Source organism: Streptomyces sp. NBC_00102, assembly GCF_026343115.1.
Lineage (GTDB): Bacteria > Actinomycetota > Actinomycetes > Streptomycetales > Streptomycetaceae > Streptomyces.
Genome location: NZ_JAPEMC010000001.1, coordinates 1,552,698 through 1,570,499, shown reverse-complemented (window position 1 = coordinate 1,570,499; position 17,802 = coordinate 1,552,698). Strand labels below are relative to the sequence as shown.

The window sequence follows — 17,802 nt, the reverse complement described above, 5'->3', positions numbered from 1 at the left end:
GGGGGCGGTTGCATCCGGGGCCGAGCGCGGGGTGGTATGGGCTGCATGACGACTCTGTACGTGTTCTGTTCTGCTGCCCCTCCGGTGTTCGACGTATTACGTGTAGTGAAAAATGCGCAGGCGCGCGGATGGGATGTCTGCCTCGGCCTCACCCCGACCGCCGCTCGGTGGCTGGCGCCCCAACTGCCCGCGTTGGAAGAGGCGACCGGCCGGCCGGTGCGATCCGAGTACAAGATGCCCGGAGATCCGGACGTCTGGCCCTCGCCGGATGTGATTCTCGTCGCGCCCGCCACCTTCAACACGCTCAACCAATGGGCCCTCGGCATCACTTCGGCCTTCGTCGTCGGAGTGGTCGCCGAAGGCACCGGCAAAGACATACCGATCGTGGCCATGCCCTGCGCGAACGCCGCCTACGTGCGGCATCCGCAGTTCAGGAAGTCTCTGGAGACGCTCCGTGAGGCAGGTGTGGAGGTGCTGTTCGGGCCCGGTGGATTCGAGCCCAACCGGCCGGGCGAGGGGAGACCCGAGGCCTTTCCGTGGACTCTGGCGCTCGACGCCGTGGACTCGGTTGTCAGTTCGGCGCCGTAATCTGTACGCATGTCCACTTTTCCTCCGGCGCCTGCTCCCGTGCGCTCACCCGACGCGGTGAACGCGGACATCCGCGCACTGTGGAAGTGTTCGGGCGGACGGCTGTCGCCGGAGGGCGAAGCGACGTATCAGCGTCTGCTGGTCGAATGGGCGTCCGCGATGCACGCCGACATGGCTGAGGCGGCCTGACCGGCGGCGCCCCCGCCCGTCAGGTCCTGCCACCCCTCGCCACCCCTCCGCTTCCTTCTCCGGGTCCCTTCCCCGCGGCCCTTCCCCGCGCCGGAACCGCCGGAGTCACCGCAACCGCCTCCGGGTCCCTTCCCCACGGCCCTTCCCCGCGCCGGAACCGCCAGAGTCACCGCAACCGCCGGAGCCACCGGGGCCTCCGCCCGTGCTCGGGGTGAGGCGCGGTCGCCCGTATGCCGTGTCTGCCCCGTGCTCGCCGCCTGCCCCGTGCTCGCCGCCTGCCCCGTGCTCGCCGTCTGGTTCGTGCTCGCCGTCGGGATGCGCGTTCGCCGAGTGCGGGGCACCGTGGACGCATGGCTGTACACCCGCCCGTGATCGTCTTTCCGCCGTCGTCGAACGGCGCGCGGAGAGTGACGGTCCACGGGCGGATCGTGGGGCTGGCCCACGGCCGGGGAGAGGTTGCCGCGCTTCTCCGGACGGCGGGACTCGTACCGGACGGTGAAGGGGCCGACCTCGATCAGCCCGACTTGATCGAGTGGCGAGGCGGAGACCTCGACACCTGGAGGTGAGCCCGTGAAGCACCACCGCACTCCGCGGGCGCGGACGTCGATCGAGCCGCCTCCCGGGTTCTACACCCCGCACGCAGTCCCGCCCGACGACACACAGCGCAGCCTCATCCTCGACTGGGCCGTCACGCAGCGGATCGCCGACGGCTGGCGGGTCGAGTCCCGTTCGGGCGCACAGGCCGTCCTCGTACGTGGGCAGCCCGTCAACCATGTGCCGCACGCCTTTCTGACCGTGTTCACCTGCTTCCTCTGGGGGCCGGTCTGGCTGGTGCTGGCGCTGGTCAACAAAGTCGAACGGGCCGTACTCACCGTGGACGCGCAGGGGCACGTCGTCACCGTCGAGGCGCCGCCCTGACCGGGCCCCGGACCCGACGCCCCGGTTTCCGTCCCGCCCGACCTCCGTACCCGTCGATTCCTTCGCACGGCGGCGCGTCCACGCGCTCGCCGTGCTCCTCGCACCAAGGAGCGCTCATGACACAGTCGGCATCCAACCCCGGAGACCCGCGGGAGACAACGGGCGGGACAGGGGGAGCGGGGCGCACCGGCGTCCCCGGCGGTGCGCCGGGCGGTCGTGGGGAAGACCGGAAGCCGGGCGGACACTGGGCCGCCGCCGGCACCATGTTCGCGGGCGTGCTGCTGCTCGTGGACGGGGTGCTCGGCGTCCTCAAGGGCATCTCGGGCATCGCCACGGACGACGTCTTCGCACGCATCAACCACTACGTCTTCAAGTTCGACCTCACCGCGTGGGGCTGGATCCACCTGATCCTCGGGGTGATCCTGCTCATCGTCGGCTTCGGCATCCTCAAGGGCGCCGGCTGGGCGCGCGGAGCCGGTGTGGTGCTGGCCGCCGTCAACCTGATCGCGAACTTCCTCTGGCTGCCCTACGCGCCCATCACCGCCCTCATCTCCATCGCCATCGACGCGGTGGTCATCTGGGCCCTGTGCACGGACCGCCAGGGAGCGGTGATCTGAGGGCCTCATCCGCACGAACGCTTCGTAACCGGGGCCGGCGGGAGGGAGGACCGGGGCCGCTGTCAGTGGTCGGCGTCACACTGGAGTCATGTGCCGCAGTATCAAGACGCTCCGCCCGCCGGCCCTCCCCGAGGAGGCCACCGAAGAGGACATGAGAGCCGCCGCCCTGCAGTTCGTACGCAAGGTGTCCGGCTTCCGTGCCCCCGCAGCGCACAACCAGGAGGTGTTCGACCGGGCCGTGGAAGAGATCACGGCCGCCACGCACCGGCTTCTCGACGGCTTGGAAGTGCGGGGCGCCCACGCCCACACGGCCGCGCAGGGCTGACCGGAAACCGGGCCGTGTTCGGCGGACCGGCGGTGATGCCGCTCCTGGACCGGACGGTGAGTGCCCGGCTCAGGGAGCCGGGGTGAGGCCGGCCGGAGCCGGGGCCGCCGAGGCGGCCGCCTCGGCCAGTGCCTGCTGGGCAGCGGCCGCCGGCCGGCGCATCACGAACGCGGCCAGGCCGCCCGCGACGAAGAGCGCGAGTACGGAGATGGCGGTGCCGAACCAGGTCGCGCCCAGCCACTGGCCGCCGAAGTAGCCGAGTCCGACGCTGTAACCCGCCCAGGCGACACCGGCCACGGCGGACCAGGGCAGGAACTCCTTCACCTTGCGGTGTGCCGCGCCCGCGCCCAGGGAGACCACGGACCGGCCCGCCGGTGCGAACCGGGCGATCACGACGAGAGCGCCGCCACCACGGTTGAGCGCCGCGCCGAGACGTTCCTGCGCCGAGGTGAGGCGACGGGAACGGGCGATGGCCCGGTCCAGTCGTTCGCCGCCCCGCCAGGCGAGGCGGTAAGCGACCAGGTCGCCGAGGACCGAGGCCGCGGCGGCGCTCAGCGCGAGGAAGAGCAGGGACGGGACCGCGTGGGTCGCTGCGCCGGGAGCGCCCGCCACCGTGGTCGAACCCGCGGCGGCGGCGGTGGCCGCGGTGATCACCAGGACACCGCTGGGGAGGACGGGGAGGAACACGTCCAGGAGCACCGAGAGGCCCACCACGAGGTAGACCCATGGGCTGCTTGTCAGCGCACCCACACTCTCAAACACTTCCTACTCCCCGGTTCGTGTCAACGCCGCGACGTCGCAGGGGAGCGGCAGGAGCGGCAGGGCCAGCTGTACAGCGTACGCCTGCGGTTCACCCGCGAGCCGCCGAGGGCGGCCGGTGTTGTACAGCTCACGTACGTGTGGGGAGGGTTCGGGCGGGACGCCTGGGGCCCGTGCGCAGGAGCCCGGAACCGCCGGGGGACACGGCGGATCCGGGCGGATGGTCCGGTCAGGCGCCCACGGTGGCGGACCTCCCGGACCTCCCGGACCTCCCGGACCTGCCGGACCTGCCGGACGGGTCCCGGGTGTCACCGGGCAGGTCGGGCCCGCGCCGGAGCAGCCGGTCCACGGCCGCCGCACCGGGTCCGGTGAAGGCCAGCAGCAGGAACACCCAGCAGAAGATGGCGGACGCCTCGCCGTCGTTCTCCATGGGGAGAAGTCCGTGCGACTGGTGCACCGAGAAGTAGGCGTAGGCCATGGAACCGGACGAGATCAACGCAGCCGTACGGGTGCCCAGGCCGAGGATGACCAGGACGCCGCCGACGAGCTGGATGACGGCCGCGTACCAGCCCGGCCAGGTTCCGGCCGCCGTGGAGGGGCTGCCGAGGATGCCGAAGACGGAGGCGGCACCGTGGCAGGCGAAGAGGAAGCCGGTGACCGTGCGGAACAGGAAGAGCGCCCAGGGCTGGGCCTGTTCGAGTGCCGAGCGCGGGGACGGTAACGAGGGCATGGGAGGGACTCCTTCGGTCGTGGGGGGACGTGCAACCGATCGAGTGCCTCAACCTAGGGCCGGCTCGGAGCCCCGGAAGGGAAGATTCCGGTGATGATCGAAAGGGATTACAATTCCTCGGTCAGCGAGCGTTCCATGATTGTTTCGAGCCGGACGCCAGCCGGAGAAGCCACGAGTTTCCCGGATCTCCCGGCTACGCCCGTCTCCGCCGTGGCCCCGGTCACCCCCGTCACCCCGGTTGCTCCTGCCTTTGCCGAGTTCCTCGTCCTTCTCGCCGTCTTCCTCGCCCGGACCAGCTCCAGCCGTGCGCTCCGGCCGCTCAGGGTGAGCGTCATCAACTGGTTCCCGAACCAGGGGCCGCCCGAGCGCCGCCACCGCACCGGCGGTTCGGCGCACCGGCCGTGGCGGGCCAGCAGGGAGCCGAGCCACTTCCCGGCACGGCTCCAGCCGAACCGGAACCCCGTCCTCATCACGGCGGGAATCGAGTTGTGGACGGGCGAGCAGGTCAGCTGGAACACCCGCGCTTCCGGTCCCTCCCCGGCCCAACGGGGCTCGGCGACGTACGCGTGGTGGACGTCGCCGGAGAGCACGCACACGGTGGCCGGCGCGCCCGTACCGCTGCCCGCCACCCGTACCAGCTCCGTCAGCTCCCGGAACGACGCGGGGAACGCGGCCCAGTGCTCCAGGTCCGCCGCCCGGCGCAGCTTCTCGCCGAAGCGGGCCCAGCGGCCGTCCGGCCCGCCCCGTACGCCTCGGCAGAGCGCGGCGTCCCACGCTTCCGCGTCGTGGACCAGGGGCGGGAGCAGCCAGGGCAGGGAGGTCCCGATCAGGAGGTGGTCGTACGAACCCGGCGCCTCCAGAGCCGCCTCGCGGACCCACCGCGCCTCCCCGGGGTCGAGCATCGCGCGGTCCTGCTCGCCGAGGACCCGTGCCGCACGGCTGTCCACCATGAGGACCCGCACCCGGCCGAAGTCACGGCGGTAGCTCCAGCGCACGCCTGCCGGGTCCGCGTCGGCGGTGGCGGCGAAGAGGCGGAGCGCCTGAGTGCCGTCCGGGACGGAACGTATCCGCGCGTACAGGGGGTCGGCGTCCAGCTCGGCGGGGGAGAGGTTGCCGAGGTGCTGGTAGACCCAGTACGACATCAGGCCGCTGACGATCCGCTCGTGCCACCAGGAGGTGGCCCGCATGTCCGCCTGCCACGCCTCGCTGGTGTTCCAGTCGTCCACGACGTCGTGATCGTCGAAGATCATGCAACTGGGGACGGTGGAGAGCAGCCAGCGCACCTCGGGGTCGCGCCAGGACTCGTCGTAGAGGTGGGTGTACTCCTCGTAGTCCGCGACCTCGGCCCCCGGCGGCTCCTTCGGATCGCGCCGCTTGGCGATCCTCCGGCGGGTGGCCTCGGAGGTCTCGTCGGCATAGATCTGGTCGCCGAGGAGCAGCAGGACGTCCGGGCGTACGGCGGTGGGATCGGCCGCGAGCCGTGCGGCCAGGGCGTCGAGCGCGTCCGGGCCGATGGGGTCGTTCCCCGGCGGGCGCAGCGGGGAGCCCGGGGAGAAGGGGAGCCCGCCACCGGGCGGGGCCGCCCACCGGCACGAGCCGAAGGCGATGCGCAGCGGGTCCTCCGGGGCATCGGCGGCGGGCGCCGGGGCGGTGATCGTGCTGGGCGGGAACGGGGAGCCGGCGGGCGGCCACACGCACCGGTCGCCGATCAGTACCTCGTAGGGGGTGGTGGTGCCCGGCGTCAGCCCCTCCACGACCACCAGAGCGTAGTGGTGGCCGGTCACGGCGAAGGTCGGCGAGCTGCCGGAGGCCCCGTCCGCACAGCGCACCGCGACGGTGCACGGCCGGTCGGCTTCGACCCAGACCGTCGCGGTGGTCCCGGTCGAGTGGTCCACGTACCGAAGCAGCGGTCCCAGCCGGAGCCCGGCCATCTGTGCCCTCCTCGCGCCGTCGGGGACGGATCTTCTCCGTACCGTACGGAACGGGGCGGCCGACCGGAACGGGCTCGGCCGTACGGAACGGCGCGGCCGTCCGGAACGGGCTCGGCCGGGCGTCGCGGGATCGGGTACGGGCCCGGACGGGGCGGGTGCGGGCCGGCCGGGGCGGGCCGGTCCGCACCCGGGCGATCAGCAGCCGTTGAGGGTCGTCGTCAGCGCGGTCTTCTCCGCGGAGTCGATGGTGAGGTCGTAGTAGTACTTCACCTGCACCCACGCCCGCACGTAGGTGCAGACGTAAGCGGCGCGGGACGGGAGCCAGTTGGCGGGGTCCTTGTCGCCCTTGGACTGGTTGACGTTGTCCGTCACGGCGATCAGCTGGGGGCGCGTCAGGTCGTTGGCGAACGCCTGGCGCTGGGCGGTCGTCCAGCCGCTGGCACCCGAACGCCAGGCCTCGGCCAGCGGAACCATGTGGTCGATGTCGAGGTCGGAGGCGGCGGTCCAGGTCGCGCCGTCGTACTGAGAGTACCAACTGCCGCTCGTCGCCGAGCAACTGGTGTTGGTGACGACCGAACTGCCGTCGCGCTTCAGTACGGTCTCGCGGGTGTCGCAGGCGCCGGACTGGGTGATCCAGTGCGGGAACAGGTCGCGGCTGTAACCGCTGGTCGTGCCTGCCGCGGCGACCGTCAACTGGCCCAGGTAGGTACGGGCGGTGGCGGCGCTGACCGGGGTCGGCATCGCGGCCTGGGCGGACGGCGCGGTGAGCAGCCCGGTGGTGGCGGCGAGCGCGGCGGAGGCGGCGACGACGGCTATGCGACGCGCGTAGAACTTGGGCATGCGAACTCCTCGGACGTGGGGGTGTGCTGACCGGGCTGCTGGGGGTGGAGCCCGGTCATCGTCGCGGTGCCAGGTTTCTGTGGGGTGGGCACCAGGTAACAGCGTGGCGACATGAGCACGTCACATCAAGAGGTCGGTCGAGGGAACTGGCGTTCCATCAGGAACCCGTGCGGGTGGCCGGGTGGCCCGCTGGAGGAGTGCGGAGGGGCTGGGAACGCCGTCCTGGCGTGCCGGAAAAGCCCGCCGGGGGCCATGGGCGCCCCGGCGGGCTTCGGTGGATCGGGTGGGTGGGCCGACCGGTGGGGCGAGTGCCCCGGTGGGTTCAGTGGACCTCGCGGACGTGCAGCTTCAGCGAGCCGTCGGCCAGGGCCTCCACGCGGACCTGGGTCAGGTCGTCGACGTGCGCGTCCGGGGAGAGGGCCGCCGCGCGCGGGCCCACCCCCACGACGCGCATGCCGGCCGCGCGGCCGGCGGCGATGCCTGCCTCGGAGTCCTCGAAGACGACGCAGTCGGCGGGGGCGAACCCGAGCTCGGCCGCGCCCTTGAGGAAGCCCTCCGGGTCCGGCTTGCTGGCGCCGACGCTCTCGGCGGTGACGCGGACCACCGGCATCGGCAGTGAGGCCGCCGCCATCCGGGTCGTGGCGAGGGCGGCGTCCGCCGAGGTCACCAGGGCGTGCGGGAGTCCGGCGATGGAGGCCATGAACGCCGGGGCGCCGCCGACCGGTACGACACCGTCGGTGTCGGCGGTCTCCTCGGCCAGCATCACGCGGTTGTCCGCGTAGTTCTCCTCCATGGGGCGGTCCGGGAGGAGGATCGCCATCGTGGCGTAACCCTGCCGCCCGTGGACCACCTTGAGTGCGGCCTCCGGGTCGAGCCCGTGCCGTACGGCCCAGCGGCGCCAGCAGCGCTCCACGACGGCGTCGGAGTTGACCAGGGTTCCGTCCATGTCGAGGAGGACGGCACGGGCGGCGAGAACGGTGGCCTGCATGGGCGAGCTCCAGAGCACGGAAGTGCGTAGGGGACGCGTGCGCCACGGGCGCGAAGACGTGCGGCGCACGAAGAACAAGAGCAGCCCCGCCCGCCGGTCAGGGAGTGCGGGCGAAGCCACTTTGTTCCACCACGATACAAAAACCTGCCCCGGAACGCCAAATCCCCGAGGGCGGGTCGCCGCCGCCCACGCGGCTCGGCGGCGGCCCGCACACCCCGGGGATCCGGTCGGTGCCCGCTCTGCGGTCAGTGCCTGCTCTTCCCGGTCGTCGCCGCCTCCAGCGCGCTGCGGGTGTTGGGGCCGTACACCCCCGAGGGGTCGCCCTGGATGCCGTGAACCACCTGGTACGTCGACACGGCCATCTGGACCCGGTCCGTGTAGTTGGAGTCGATCGGGCCGTAGAAGACCCGTGCCTCCCGGAGCCGGGTCTGGAGCTCGCCGACCTCCGGTCCGGAGTCGCCGCGCTGCAGGGTGGTGCCGGCGAGTGGTGCGGTCGTGGCCGAGGGCGAAGGGTCGACCGGCGGAGCGGAGGTCGGATTGCTCGGCGTGGGCGACTGCATACCGGCGGAGGCCGTCGGAGCCGCGCTCGCGGCGGCCGAGGAGGAGGCCGAAGCCGAGGCGGACGGGGAGGCCGAAGCCGTCGTCGCGGAGGGCGAGGCCGTGGCCGGGGCGGACGCGGAGGCGGAGGCGGACGGGCTTGCCGTGCCGTCCGTCGCTCCCGCGGCCACGTCGGGAGCGCTCGTCGCGGTATCGGGCAGGCTCTCCCGACTCGCGGCCTCGTCCCCGTCGAAGACGCCGCCGAGGACGGAGGCGGTCCCGAGCATGGCGACGACGGCCGCCGCCACCCCCAGCGCGACGAACGGGCGCTTGCGGCGGGGCTGGACGGGGTCGGGCCTGTCCGCCCGGCCACCGCTGCCACCGCTGCCGCTGCCACCGCCACCCGTCGGCCCGGACCCGGAGGCCGGCGCGGACACGGCCCCGGACGCGGGTGCGGCCGGAGGCATCGGCCCGGCGTGCCGGACCGGCCCCCGCTCCGCCGGTGCCACGGCCGGCAGCCGCATCGTCTCGTCGGCGGCGACGGGACCGTCCGCAGCCCCGGCGCCCGCAGCCCCGGCGTCGCCCGTACCGCCGTCGGCAGCGGCTGACGCGCCGCCCCCCGCGGCCACCGTGGCGACGGCCACCGTCCCGGCCGTCCCGGCGGCCTCCGCCTCCGCGCTCCGCGCGGACCCGTCGGCGTTGGGCAGCGTCACGTACGGCCTGATCCGCAGCGGGTCGAAGTCCTCGGCCGCCGCTATCTCCGCAGCCTTGCCGGCGGCCTTACCGGAGCCACTTCCCGTGGTGCTTCCGGCGCCCGGTCCGGCGGTGGCCCCCGCCGGGGCCGGTGCCGGACCGTGGCCCGCGGCGGCGCATCCGCAAGCGGGTGTCGCGCCCGGCCCGGGTGTCGGCTGTCCGCTGCCGCGCAGGCCGCCGCAGTGCGGGCACGTCTGTCCCGTCATCGTGGGTCCCCTCCCCTTGAATTGTCTTGGATTATGCAGGTCGCCGAGCGCGCGTTCGACGCGGTGCCACCGCTCAGCAGGCCATAAGCGGACATAGAGGTAAGGATGGTGTGTACCTGGAGATCCGAGGAGACGCCCATGGCCCAGCAGTCGAGTCAGCCGCTCGCGCCCGGGGAGGGGCGGTCCACGCGGACGATCCTGGTGGCCATCGGGGCGCTGCTGCTCGGCATGCTCCTCGCCGCACTCGACCAGACGATCGTCTCCACGGCGCTCCCCACGATCGTCAGCGAACTCGGCGGACTGGAGCACCTGTCGTGGGTGGTCACCGCCTACATGCTGGCGGCGACGGCGGCCACCCCGCTCTGGGGCAAACTCGGCGACCAGTACGGACGCAAAAAACTCTTCCAGACCGCCATCGTCATCTTCCTGATCGGATCCGCCCTCTGCGGCCTCGCGCAGAACATGCCGGAACTGATCGGCTTCCGCGCCCTCCAGGGACTCGGCGGCGGAGGCCTGATGGTGCTCTCGATGGCGATCGTCGGCGACATCGTGCCACCCCGGGAACGCGGCAAGTACCAGGGCCTGTTCGGGGCCGTCTTCGGCGTCACCAGTGTGCTCGGCCCACTGTTGGGCGGCCTCTTCACCCAACACCTCTCCTGGCGCTGGGTGTTCTACATCAACCTTCCGATCGGCGTCGTCGCGCTGGCCGTCATCGCCGCCGTGCTCCACATCCCGGTCAAGCGGACCCGGCACACCATCGACTACCTCGGCACCTTCCTCATCGCCGCCGTCGCGACCTGCCTCGTCCTGGTGGCCTCCCTGGGCGGTACGACGTGGGACTGGGGCTCCGGGCAGATCATCGGGCTGGCCGTCCTCGCCGTGGTGCTGCTGATCGTCTTCGTGGCAGTGGAACGGCGCGCCGCCGAACCCGTACTGCCCCTGAAACTCTTCCGGATCAGGACCTTCAGCCTCGTCGCCCTCATCAGCTTCGTCATCGGCTTCGCCATGTTCGGCGCGATGACCTACCTCCCGACCTTCCTCCAGGTCGTCCAGGGCATCACCCCGACCATGTCCGGCGTGCACATGCTGCCGATGGTGCTGGGGCTGCTGCTCACCTCCACCGGCTCCGGGCAGATCGTCAGCCGTACCGGCCGCTGGAAGGTGTTCCCGCTCCTCGGCACCGCCATCACCGCCATCGGACTGCTGCTCCTGCACCGGCTCGACGTGAACAGCTCCACCTGGGAGATGAGCGCCTACTTCTTCGTCTTCGGCGCGGGCCTCGGCCTGGTGATGCAGGTCCTGGTGCTGGTCGTGCAGAACGCCGTCCCCTACGAGGACCTGGGCGTCGCCACCTCCGGCGCCACGTTCTTCCGGTCCATCGGCGCGTCCTTCGGGGTCGCCATCTTCGGCACCATCTTCACCAGCCTGCTCAACGACCGGCTCGCGGACGCGCTCACCGGCCGGGCCCTGCCGCCGGGCGTCGACCCCGGAGCGCTGGCCGCCGACCCCCGTTCCATCGGGCAGCTCCCCGCCGACCTCCGGCCCGCCGTCCTCGACGCGTTCGCGACCTCCATCACCGACGTCTTCCTCTACGCGGCCCCGGTCGTGCTGATCGCCTTCGTGGTCGCGTGGTTCCTCAAGGAGGACAAGCTGCGCGGCTCCGTCACCGCACCCGACACCACCGAGACCCTCGCCTCGAACCCGGTCGAACGCTCCTCCTACGACGAATGCGCCCGCGCCCTCTCCGTCCTCGCCACCCGCGAGGGCCGCCGCGAGATCTACGAGAAGATCACCGCCCGCGCCGGGTACGACCTGCTGCCCGCAGCCAGCTGGCTCCTGCTGCGCATCAAACGGCACGGCGCGGTCGAACCCGCCCGGCTCGCCGACGTCACCCCACTGCCGCTGAAGGTCATCATCGACGCGTCCCGACAGCTGGAGGAGCGCGGACTCGCCCGCCGCGACGGCGTACAGCTGGTGCTCACCGAGCCGGGCGCGGAAGCGGTCGTACGGCTCTCGCGGGCCCGGGAGGACTCCCTCGCCGAGATGCTGGGCGACTGGTGGGGACCGGACCGCCCGACCGATCTGGTCGCCCTGGTCTCCGAGCTGACCGCCGAGGTCAGCGGCTCCAGGAAGGAGCAGCCCCACCTGCCCGAGGCGCCCCGGGACCACGCGGCGGAACCCCGCCACCCGGACCTCGGGCCGGGTCTCTGACCCGGGGCGGTGCCCCGGTCGGGCGCCGGCCCGCGGGGCGACGGTGGATGAGGTGGATGGGCTGGTGAAGCCCTTGCTGGGTGACGGGCAGGTGGTGCAAGATCCGTCAGCCACCGGGTCGCGCGGACCAGGGGTGGGGGCGGGGGATTGTCGTGGTTGGCTTGGACAGACCAATGGACCTGCTGTGCAGGCGTACGGGGAACAGGCGCGCTTGGGCCGGGGCGGTCGCGGCCGTGCTGATCGCACTGGGAACGGTCGGCTGCGGTCACAGGGGGTGGAGACGTGTCGACGGCCGGTCCGGACATCGTTGTTCATGACGCGGCGGTCACGAAACAGGATCGCGGTCGGGTGGAGGCGTACTGGACCGGCACGGGCATCGCGGCCGTGGCCCAGGAGGACGCCATCGGTGGCCACGTGCAGCCTGAATGGACGGACGGCGGCGTCATCGCCCGCACTGTCGGTCGCCTGTACGCCCAGAGCGACGAGGGCGGACCGGGGGCCTGCACGGCGACCGTGGTCGGTACGAACACGGTGATAACCGCCGCGCACTGTGTCAGGACATCGGATGCCGGAGAGTCCTCGCGGTCGGCGACCTGGGACCAGAAGCTCTACTTCGTGCCTGGCTACCACGATGGCAAGAGCCCCTACGGCGGCTTCACGGTGCGCCGAGTGCGGATGGCCGAGGAATGGCAGGACGAGGGCCTGGACGTCGCCGTTCTGGAGATGAACTCGGGCGACGACGGACAGAGCATTTCCGAGGTGACCGGAGCCCAGGGGATCTCGTTCACGGCAGATTCGGGTACCCGTACCCACTTCTTCGGTTACCCGTACACGAACCGGGCCTTGCACTGCGAAGGTGGCAATACGCGCGAATACCGGGGCAGCGCCCTGCTGCGGATCCCCTGCGTCATGGGCGTCGGGTCGAGCGGAGGCCCCTACGTCGTCGACCTCGACGAGGCCGGGGCCGGCAGTGTTGTCGCGGTGAACATCAGCAGCGACGAGACCTTCAGTTACGGAACTGCCCTGGGCACCTTCGCCCGACGTCTCTACGAGAAGTCCGAGCACTGTTCGCGCGGTTGTTGAGCCACGCCGCCGCGTGCGACTTCCGCACCGTATGCTCCGGGCCGCTCGGGTGGAGTGCGCCGAACACCCGCGCGGGCGGTCGATGGACCACAGGTGCCGCGCCACAAGGGTCCAGAGGCAGAGGTGACGTGAATCGAACCCGCCCCGCGGGCTCGGGAGAACCTCACAGCTCCTTGGCGAACCAGTGCTCGGCGTACGGCCCCGCGTTGAACGCCGGGACCTCGCGGAAGCCGTGCTTCGCGTACAGGCCCCGGGCCTCCACCAGGTCGCTCCGGGTGTCGAGCCGGATCACGCGCATCCCGGCCTCGCGGGCCACCTCCTCGGCGGCAGCCATCAGCAGCCCGCCGCCCCCGGTGCCCCGGAAGGCGGGGCGTACGTAGACGCGGGTGAGTTCGGCGGTGGCCGTCGCCGGGTCGAGGCGGACCCCGACGCAGCTCGCGGCCTCTCCGGAGAAGCGGCCCACCACCAGCCGGCCGGAGGGCGGGGCGAGGCGCTCGACGCCGTCGTCGGTGAGCCCCTCGTCGATCTCCGCCTCGGTCGCCGGCCGCTTCCAGTAGCGTCCGGCGACCTCGCCGTAGTAGTCCCGCAGCAGCCGTGCGGCGTCCGGGGCGTCGAATCGTTCGGGGGCCAGGGTCCAGGTCATGGGCCGATCCGATCATCATGCGGGCAGGCGGGGAAGTGAATTTCGCGGGTGGCGAAGGGAGGGCGGCCGACGGTGACGGTGGGACACCTCGGGCCGTTGGGCAATCAGGGGCGGATGTGACGGGAGACGGCAATCTTTTGGGCAAAACGGCGTGACGGTCAGGCGAAGTGGGGGTTGATGGCGTCTGCCTCCAAGGGCAATGCGAGGCTTCAGGGGCACGACCCGTATCCACGGGAATGTGCGCGAAACGGTGGGAGGGTCGGCGCAGCGTGGCGAATGCGGAACACGGCGTGCGCGGGAGTGTGGCGACGGACGCGGAGACGAGGGCCCGGACGGCCCGGATCGTGCTCTGGGTGATCGTCGCGGCACTGGCCGTGCGACAGATGGTGGCGGTGCTCGGGCAGCCGCCGGGTGAACGGCTGACCGACCTGGAGACCTGGACCGGGGAGAACGGCGTCCTGCGCGTCAAGGGCTCGCTCTACGCCACGGACCGGTTCACCGGCACACCGTTCGCGGGGCTCGTCCTGAAACCGCTCGACTCGGCGGCGGAGCAGGCCCTCGGGATCGCCTGGACCACCGTCTCCCTGCTGCTCGTCGTCGTGCTCGGCGTCGTCGCGGCGCGCGCGCTGCCCTCACCGACCGGCCGCCGCACCGCGCTCTTCGCCGCCCCGGCCGCCATCGCCCTGCTCATGGTGTCGCTGCCGGTGCGCAACGCCCTGCACCTCGGGCAGACCAGCATCCTGCCGGTGCTGCTGGTCCTCGTCGGCCTGCTGGCGGTCCGCGACCACCGGGCGCAGGGTGTCCTGGTCGGGATCGCGGCAGCACTCCAGCCGCCCGTCCTGCTCTTCGCCGTCCTCCTCTGGCTCACCGGACGCCGGCGCGCCGCGCTGACCGGCGGTGCCACCTTCGCCGCGCTCACCGCGGTCGCCTGGGCCGCGCTGCCGCACGACTCCCGGACGTACTGGATCCACCACCTCGCCGGAGCCGGCCTCGGCGAGCGCCCCGACGGCCTCGCCAACCAGTCACTGCACGGCGCACTGCTCCGCCTCGGCCTCGAAGGCCCGCTGGAGATCACCGTCCTGCTGGTGCTCGCCGCCGCCGTCGCCGTGCTCGGACTGCGCCGCGCCGCCATGTACGCCCGCGACGGGCAGCTGCTCCTCGCCGTCTCGGTGACCGGCTGTGTCGCCGTCGTCGTCGCCCCGGCCACCTGGCAGCACCAGCTGCTCTGGATGCTGCTCGCGGTGGTGGGCCGGGTCGGCAAGCGGGCCTCGGACCGCCTCGTCTGGCCCGCCGTGGTGGTGCTCGTCCTCACCCTGCCCGGCACCATGCTGCTGCCCAACATGGCGGCGCTCCACCCCGTGCGCGACAACGTGGTACTGCTCGTCGCGCTCGGCACGGCCTGCGCCGTGCCGTTCCTGCCGCGCACCTCGCCGTACTGGCTGAAGCCGGTCCCCACCGACTACGCGCGCCCGGTGCCGGCGCGCTGGAGACGGGTACCGCTGCTGCCGTTCTGGCGCCGGGTGCTGACCCGCCCCAACCTGCTGCTGGAACTCCTGCTCATCCGGGTCGTCTACTCGGCGTACGCCAAGGTCCGGCTCGCGGCGACGGCGGGCCGCGCCACCGCCGAGGAGCACGGCCGGCAGGTCCACTCGCTGGAGAAGTGGCTGCACATCGACGTCGAGCACTGGTTCAACCACAAGGTGGCCGGCATCGGCTGGATGCGGGACTTCTTCGACTACTACTACTCCACGTTCCACTTCATCATCCCGCTGACCATCCTCGGCGTGCTCTACGTGCGCCGCCCCGCCGACTACCGGTGGGCTCGCTCCACGATCGGCTTCGCGACCCTCCTCGCCCTGGTCGGTTTCTGGCTCTTCCCGCTGGCCCCGCCCCGGCTCATGCCGGGCCTCGGGTTCATCGACACCGTGCACGGCGTCCAGGACTTCTCCAAGCCCGACTACGGCACGCTGACCTCGGTCACCAACCAGTACGCGGCCATGCCGTCGCTGCACTTCGGCTGGTCGCTCTGGTGCGGGCTGATGATCCTGATCCTGGCTCCGAAGGTCTGGATGAAGCCGCTGGGGCTGCTCCACCCGTTCTTCACGATCTGCGCCATCGTGGGCACCGGCAACCACTGGATCCTCGACGCGGCGGGCGGCGCGTTCGTCGTCTCGCTCGGCTTCCTGCTGACCTACGCCCTGGCGGGCCCGCGCCGGCTGCTGAAGCCGGAGCGCGACGGCGCACCCGTCGCGGGGAGCGCCCAGGGGAGCGCCGAGGGACCACCGGCGGCCGGCGGGCCCCGCGTGCCCAGGCCACTGACGGGCCGCGCGGGAGACACGGTGGCGAGTACGGGCGCTGCCCGCGAGTGAGGTTCGTACGGCCCCGAGGCCCGCAGGCTTCGCGGACCGTCCGGAAACGGGGTTGCGGTGGAGCGGCGGGCCCGATGGGGTACGTCCATGGACCCAGGGACGGAGTCGGTGCGGCAGGCCCGGGAGGGCCGGGCCCGTACGGGGCGGCCGCGGCCCGCTCCCTGGCGCGGGGCGGCGGTGCTCGCGGCCCTGATGCTGGCCGCCTTCACCTTCAACACCGCCGAGAACCTGCCCGTGGGCATCCTCGACCTCATCGCCGAGAGCCTCCGGGTGCCGGTGTCGGCGGTCGGCCTTCTCGTCACGGGATACGGCGCGACGGTGGCCCTCGCCTCGCTGCCTCTCGCCCACGGGCTGCGGGCGGTGCCCCGGCGCCATGTGCTCACGGGAGTGCTGGCGGCGCTGGTCGTCTCCAGCGCCGCCGCGGCGCTGGCCACGTCCTACGGGCTGCTTCTCGGGGCGAGGCTGATGACCGCGCTCGCCCAGGCGCTGTTCTGGGCGGTGATGGGGCCGGTCGCGGTGGGCCTCTTCGCCACCGCGGTCCGGGGACGCGTGGTCGGGGCACTGTCCGTCGCCGGTTCGCTCGCGCTCGTGATCGGGGTGCCCGGCGGTGCGTGGCTGGGGCGGCACAGCGGCTGGCAGGTGCCGGTCGCTCTGACGGCCGTCGCCGGCCTCGTCTCCCTGGTGACGATCGCCGTCCTGCTGCCGACCTCGCGTCCGGAGGAGGAACCCGCCGCGTACGGGCCCCGTCCCGACGCCCGCCGGTTCGCGATCGTGCTGACGTCCGGAGGTCTCTCCGCCGCCGGGGCGTTCGCCGGATTCACCTACGTCGTGAAGTTCCTGGGTGACGTGAGCGGCTTCTCCCCCGACACGGCCGGGGTCCTGATCATGGCTCTCGGCTTGGCGTGTCTGGCCGGGGTGACCGTCACCGGGCTGCTGCTGGACCGCTTCCCGTACGCGGCGCCGATCGTCGCCATGGCCGTGCAGGCCGTGGGGATGCTCGGCCTGTACACGGCGGGCACCGATCCCGTGGCGGCGGTGGTGTTCCTGGTGCTGATGGGCGGCGCGCTCGGTCCGGTGTTCATGGCCACCCAGAACGTGATGCTGTACTGCGCCCCGGGCCGCACGGACCTCGCACTCGCGGCGAATTCGGGTGCCTACAACGCCGGTATCGCGGCGGGCGCCGCGATCGGGGGCCTCGCCCTCCGACTCGCCGACGTGCGCGCCGCCTTCCTCGCCGGCGGCCTGCTCTCCGTCGCGGCCTGCGCGGTCCTCCGGTTCGCCGCTTCCCGCGGCTCCCGCCGAACGCCCCCATGAGTCACGCGAACGCGGGACGGCACGACGAAGCCCGGGCCGGGACCTCGGCGAAGAGGTCCCGGCCCGGGCTCGGTCACGCGGAACTGCTGGGCGGGCCGGCTCAGTACCAGCTGTTGGCCTGCCAGAAGTCCCAGGCGCCGCACGGGCTGCCGTAGCGGCTGTTCATGTAGTCCAGACCCCACTTGATCTGCGTGGCGGGGTTGGTCTTCCAGTCCGAACCGGCGGACGACATCTTGGAGGCGGGCAGGGCCTGGACCAGGCCGTACGCGCCGGAGGAAGCGTTGGTGGCGCTCGGGTTCCAGCCGCTCTCGTGCGACACGATGTTGCTGAAGCACTGGAACTGGGCGCTGTCACCGATCATCTGCTTCGCCGTGGCCTGCGCACCGGCGACAGCGGTCGTCGCGGTGGGCGTGGCCGCGGACGCCGTACCGGCGCCGAGGGCCAGGCCACTGCCACCGAGGAGTACGGCGGCACCGGCGAGGACGGTCTTGCGGCCTGCGATGCGGGGCTGGGCGAGGAAACGACTGGCGAACGACACGTAGAAACCTAACGTCGGGGGCAGGTGGCGTCGCGGCCGGCTCTGTGAACGATCCGGGCGTCCCCACCTGGGCCCTGGTGACCGGATGACGGTCGAGCGGGCCACCGAGGTGTTCGGCGACGAGAACCATGGTTAGCCCCGCCGTCCGGCGATGGCAATGACCCCCCACCGGCCCCCCGTACGACCCCGACTCGGACTCCGGGCCCTAGGTCCCGAACCCGGACAATCGGGAGTTCGCGCAGGTCGGAGGGGTCGTTGGCGGA

At 72.2% G+C, this 17,802-nt stretch carries 18 protein-coding genes; 10 read left to right on the top strand and 8 right to left on the bottom strand.

The genetic code is table 11. The annotated features are described in order from the left end of the window. The first annotated feature begins 45 nt into the window (after positions 1–45). The 6 genes from OHA55_RS06965 to OHA55_RS06940 all read left to right on the top strand — a co-directional run bounded on the left by OHA55_RS06965 (position 46) and on the right by OHA55_RS06940 (position 2,637). Complete coding sequence (locus tag OHA55_RS06965; RefSeq protein WP_266703808.1) at positions 46–588, top strand: flavoprotein; 543 nt, start codon at positions 46–48, stop codon at positions 586–588. Positions 589–597: 9 nt separating this feature from the next. Next, positions 598–777 (top strand): hypothetical protein, encoded by a 180-nt coding sequence (locus OHA55_RS06960; RefSeq protein ID WP_266703804.1) that lies wholly within the window; start codon positions 598–600, stop codon positions 775–777. 350 nt (positions 778–1,127) lie between these two features. Beyond that, positions 1,128–1,343 carry a hypothetical protein gene (locus OHA55_RS06955; protein ID WP_266703803.1) on the top strand — a complete coding sequence of 72 codons (216 nt, stop codon included), beginning with the start codon at positions 1,128–1,130 and terminating at the stop codon, positions 1,341–1,343. A gap of 4 nt (positions 1,344–1,347) precedes the next feature. After that, positions 1,348–1,695, top strand: a complete 348-nt coding sequence (locus OHA55_RS06950) for a hypothetical protein (protein ID WP_266703802.1) — start codon at positions 1,348–1,350, stop codon at positions 1,693–1,695. 263 nt (positions 1,696–1,958) lie between these two features. Continuing rightward, positions 1,959–2,312, top strand: a complete 354-nt coding sequence (locus tag OHA55_RS06945) for a hypothetical protein (protein WP_266710458.1) — start codon at positions 1,959–1,961, stop codon at positions 2,310–2,312. Positions 2,313–2,400: 88 nt separating this feature from the next. After that, on the top strand, positions 2,401–2,637 hold the full coding sequence (locus tag OHA55_RS06940; protein ID WP_266703801.1) for a DUF2277 domain-containing protein: 237 nt from the start codon (positions 2,401–2,403) through the stop codon (positions 2,635–2,637). A gap of 69 nt (positions 2,638–2,706) precedes the next feature. Here the strand turns inward: OHA55_RS06940 and OHA55_RS06935 are convergent, their stop codons facing one another. The 6 genes from OHA55_RS06935 to OHA55_RS06910 all read right to left on the bottom strand — a co-directional run bounded on the left by OHA55_RS06935 (position 2,707) and on the right by OHA55_RS06910 (position 9,381). After that, positions 2,707–3,399, bottom strand: a complete 693-nt coding sequence (locus OHA55_RS06935) for a DedA family protein (RefSeq protein WP_266703799.1) — start codon at positions 3,397–3,399, stop codon at positions 2,707–2,709. Positions 3,400–3,625: 226 nt separating this feature from the next. Further along, positions 3,626–4,126 (bottom strand): DoxX family protein, encoded by a 501-nt coding sequence (locus tag OHA55_RS06930; protein WP_266703798.1) that lies wholly within the window; start codon positions 4,124–4,126, stop codon positions 3,626–3,628. Between the two features lie 107 nt (positions 4,127–4,233). Continuing rightward, entirely contained in the window at positions 4,234–6,057 is a 1,824-nt protein-coding gene (locus OHA55_RS06925) for an alkaline phosphatase D family protein (protein WP_266703797.1), read from the bottom strand. Between the two features lie 195 nt (positions 6,058–6,252). After that, complete coding sequence (locus OHA55_RS06920) at positions 6,253–6,897, bottom strand: HNH endonuclease family protein (protein WP_266703795.1); 645 nt, start codon at positions 6,895–6,897, stop codon at positions 6,253–6,255. Between the two features lie 322 nt (positions 6,898–7,219). Further along, positions 7,220–7,885: an HAD-IA family hydrolase gene (locus tag OHA55_RS06915; RefSeq protein ID WP_266703793.1), complete on the bottom strand. Its 666-nt coding sequence runs from the start codon at positions 7,883–7,885 to the stop codon at positions 7,220–7,222. 245 nt (positions 7,886–8,130) lie between these two features. Next, positions 8,131–9,381: a peptidoglycan-binding protein gene (locus OHA55_RS06910; protein WP_266703791.1), complete on the bottom strand. Its 1,251-nt coding sequence runs from the start codon at positions 9,379–9,381 to the stop codon at positions 8,131–8,133. Between the two features lie 138 nt (positions 9,382–9,519). Here OHA55_RS06910 and OHA55_RS06905 point away from each other — a divergent pair, with 138 nt between their 5' ends. Together OHA55_RS06905 and OHA55_RS06900 are read left to right on the top strand one after the other, a co-directional pair. Continuing rightward, positions 9,520–11,592, top strand: coding sequence for an MDR family MFS transporter (locus OHA55_RS06905; protein ID WP_266703789.1), 2,073 nt, complete (start codon positions 9,520–9,522; stop codon positions 11,590–11,592). 348 nt (positions 11,593–11,940) lie between these two features. Further along, positions 11,941–12,675, top strand: a complete 735-nt coding sequence (locus OHA55_RS06900; protein WP_266703787.1) for a serine protease — start codon at positions 11,941–11,943, stop codon at positions 12,673–12,675. Positions 12,676–12,838: 163 nt separating this feature from the next. On the opposite strand, the gene OHA55_RS06895 is transcribed toward OHA55_RS06900, so the two are convergent. After that, on the bottom strand, positions 12,839–13,318 hold the full coding sequence (locus OHA55_RS06895; RefSeq protein ID WP_266703785.1) for a GNAT family N-acetyltransferase: 480 nt from the start codon (positions 13,316–13,318) through the stop codon (positions 12,839–12,841). 236 nt (positions 13,319–13,554) lie between these two features. Between OHA55_RS06895 and OHA55_RS06890 the strand changes: the two genes are divergently transcribed. Beyond that, on the top strand, positions 13,555–15,687 hold the full coding sequence (locus OHA55_RS06890) for a bifunctional glycosyltransferase 87/phosphatase PAP2 family protein (RefSeq protein ID WP_266703783.1): 2,133 nt from the start codon (positions 13,555–13,557) through the stop codon (positions 15,685–15,687). A gap of 192 nt (positions 15,688–15,879) precedes the next feature. After that, on the top strand, positions 15,880–17,001 hold the full coding sequence (locus OHA55_RS06885; RefSeq protein WP_266710457.1) for an MFS transporter: 1,122 nt from the start codon (positions 15,880–15,882) through the stop codon (positions 16,999–17,001). A 100-nt stretch (positions 17,002–17,101) separates the two neighbouring features. On the opposite strand, the gene OHA55_RS06880 is transcribed toward OHA55_RS06885, so the two are convergent. After that, the gene (locus OHA55_RS06880; protein ID WP_266703781.1) at positions 17,102–17,539 is read right to left on the bottom strand and encodes a transglycosylase SLT domain-containing protein; all 438 of its coding nucleotides are present in this window, start codon (positions 17,537–17,539) and stop codon (positions 17,102–17,104) included. Between the last annotated feature and the right edge of the window lie 263 nt (positions 17,540–17,802).

Excerpts from the sequence above, each read along its gene's own strand:
- OHA55_RS06965 (WP_266703808.1), top strand. The coding sequence starts at position 46 with ATGACGACTCTGTACGTGTTCTGTTCTGCTGCCCCTCCGGTGTTCGAC.
- OHA55_RS06960 (WP_266703804.1), top strand. The coding sequence starts at position 598 with ATGTCCACTTTTCCTCCGGCGCCTGCTCCCGTGCGCTCACCCGACGCG.
- OHA55_RS06955 (WP_266703803.1), top strand. The coding sequence starts at position 1,128 with ATGGCTGTACACCCGCCCGTGATCGTCTTTCCGCCGTCGTCGAACGGC.
- OHA55_RS06945 (WP_266710458.1), top strand. The coding sequence starts at position 1,959 with ATGTTCGCGGGCGTGCTGCTGCTCGTGGACGGGGTGCTCGGCGTCCTC.
- OHA55_RS06940 (WP_266703801.1), top strand. The coding sequence starts at position 2,401 with ATGTGCCGCAGTATCAAGACGCTCCGCCCGCCGGCCCTCCCCGAGGAG.
- OHA55_RS06930 (WP_266703798.1), bottom strand. The coding sequence starts at position 4,126 with ATGCCCTCGTTACCGTCCCCGCGCTCGGCACTCGAACAGGCCCAGCCC.
- OHA55_RS06925 (WP_266703797.1), bottom strand. The coding sequence starts at position 6,057 with ATGGCCGGGCTCCGGCTGGGACCGCTGCTTCGGTACGTGGACCACTCG.
- OHA55_RS06920 (WP_266703795.1), bottom strand. The coding sequence starts at position 6,897 with ATGCCCAAGTTCTACGCGCGTCGCATAGCCGTCGTCGCCGCCTCCGCC.
- OHA55_RS06915 (WP_266703793.1), bottom strand. The coding sequence starts at position 7,885 with ATGCAGGCCACCGTTCTCGCCGCCCGTGCCGTCCTCCTCGACATGGAC.
- OHA55_RS06910 (WP_266703791.1), bottom strand. The coding sequence starts at position 9,381 with ATGACGGGACAGACGTGCCCGCACTGCGGCGGCCTGCGCGGCAGCGGA.
- OHA55_RS06905 (WP_266703789.1), top strand. The coding sequence starts at position 9,520 with ATGGCCCAGCAGTCGAGTCAGCCGCTCGCGCCCGGGGAGGGGCGGTCC.
- OHA55_RS06895 (WP_266703785.1), bottom strand. The coding sequence starts at position 13,318 with ATGACCTGGACCCTGGCCCCCGAACGATTCGACGCCCCGGACGCCGCA.
- OHA55_RS06890 (WP_266703783.1), top strand. The coding sequence starts at position 13,555 with ATGTGCGCGAAACGGTGGGAGGGTCGGCGCAGCGTGGCGAATGCGGAA.
- OHA55_RS06885 (WP_266710457.1), top strand. The coding sequence starts at position 15,880 with ATGCTGGCCGCCTTCACCTTCAACACCGCCGAGAACCTGCCCGTGGGC.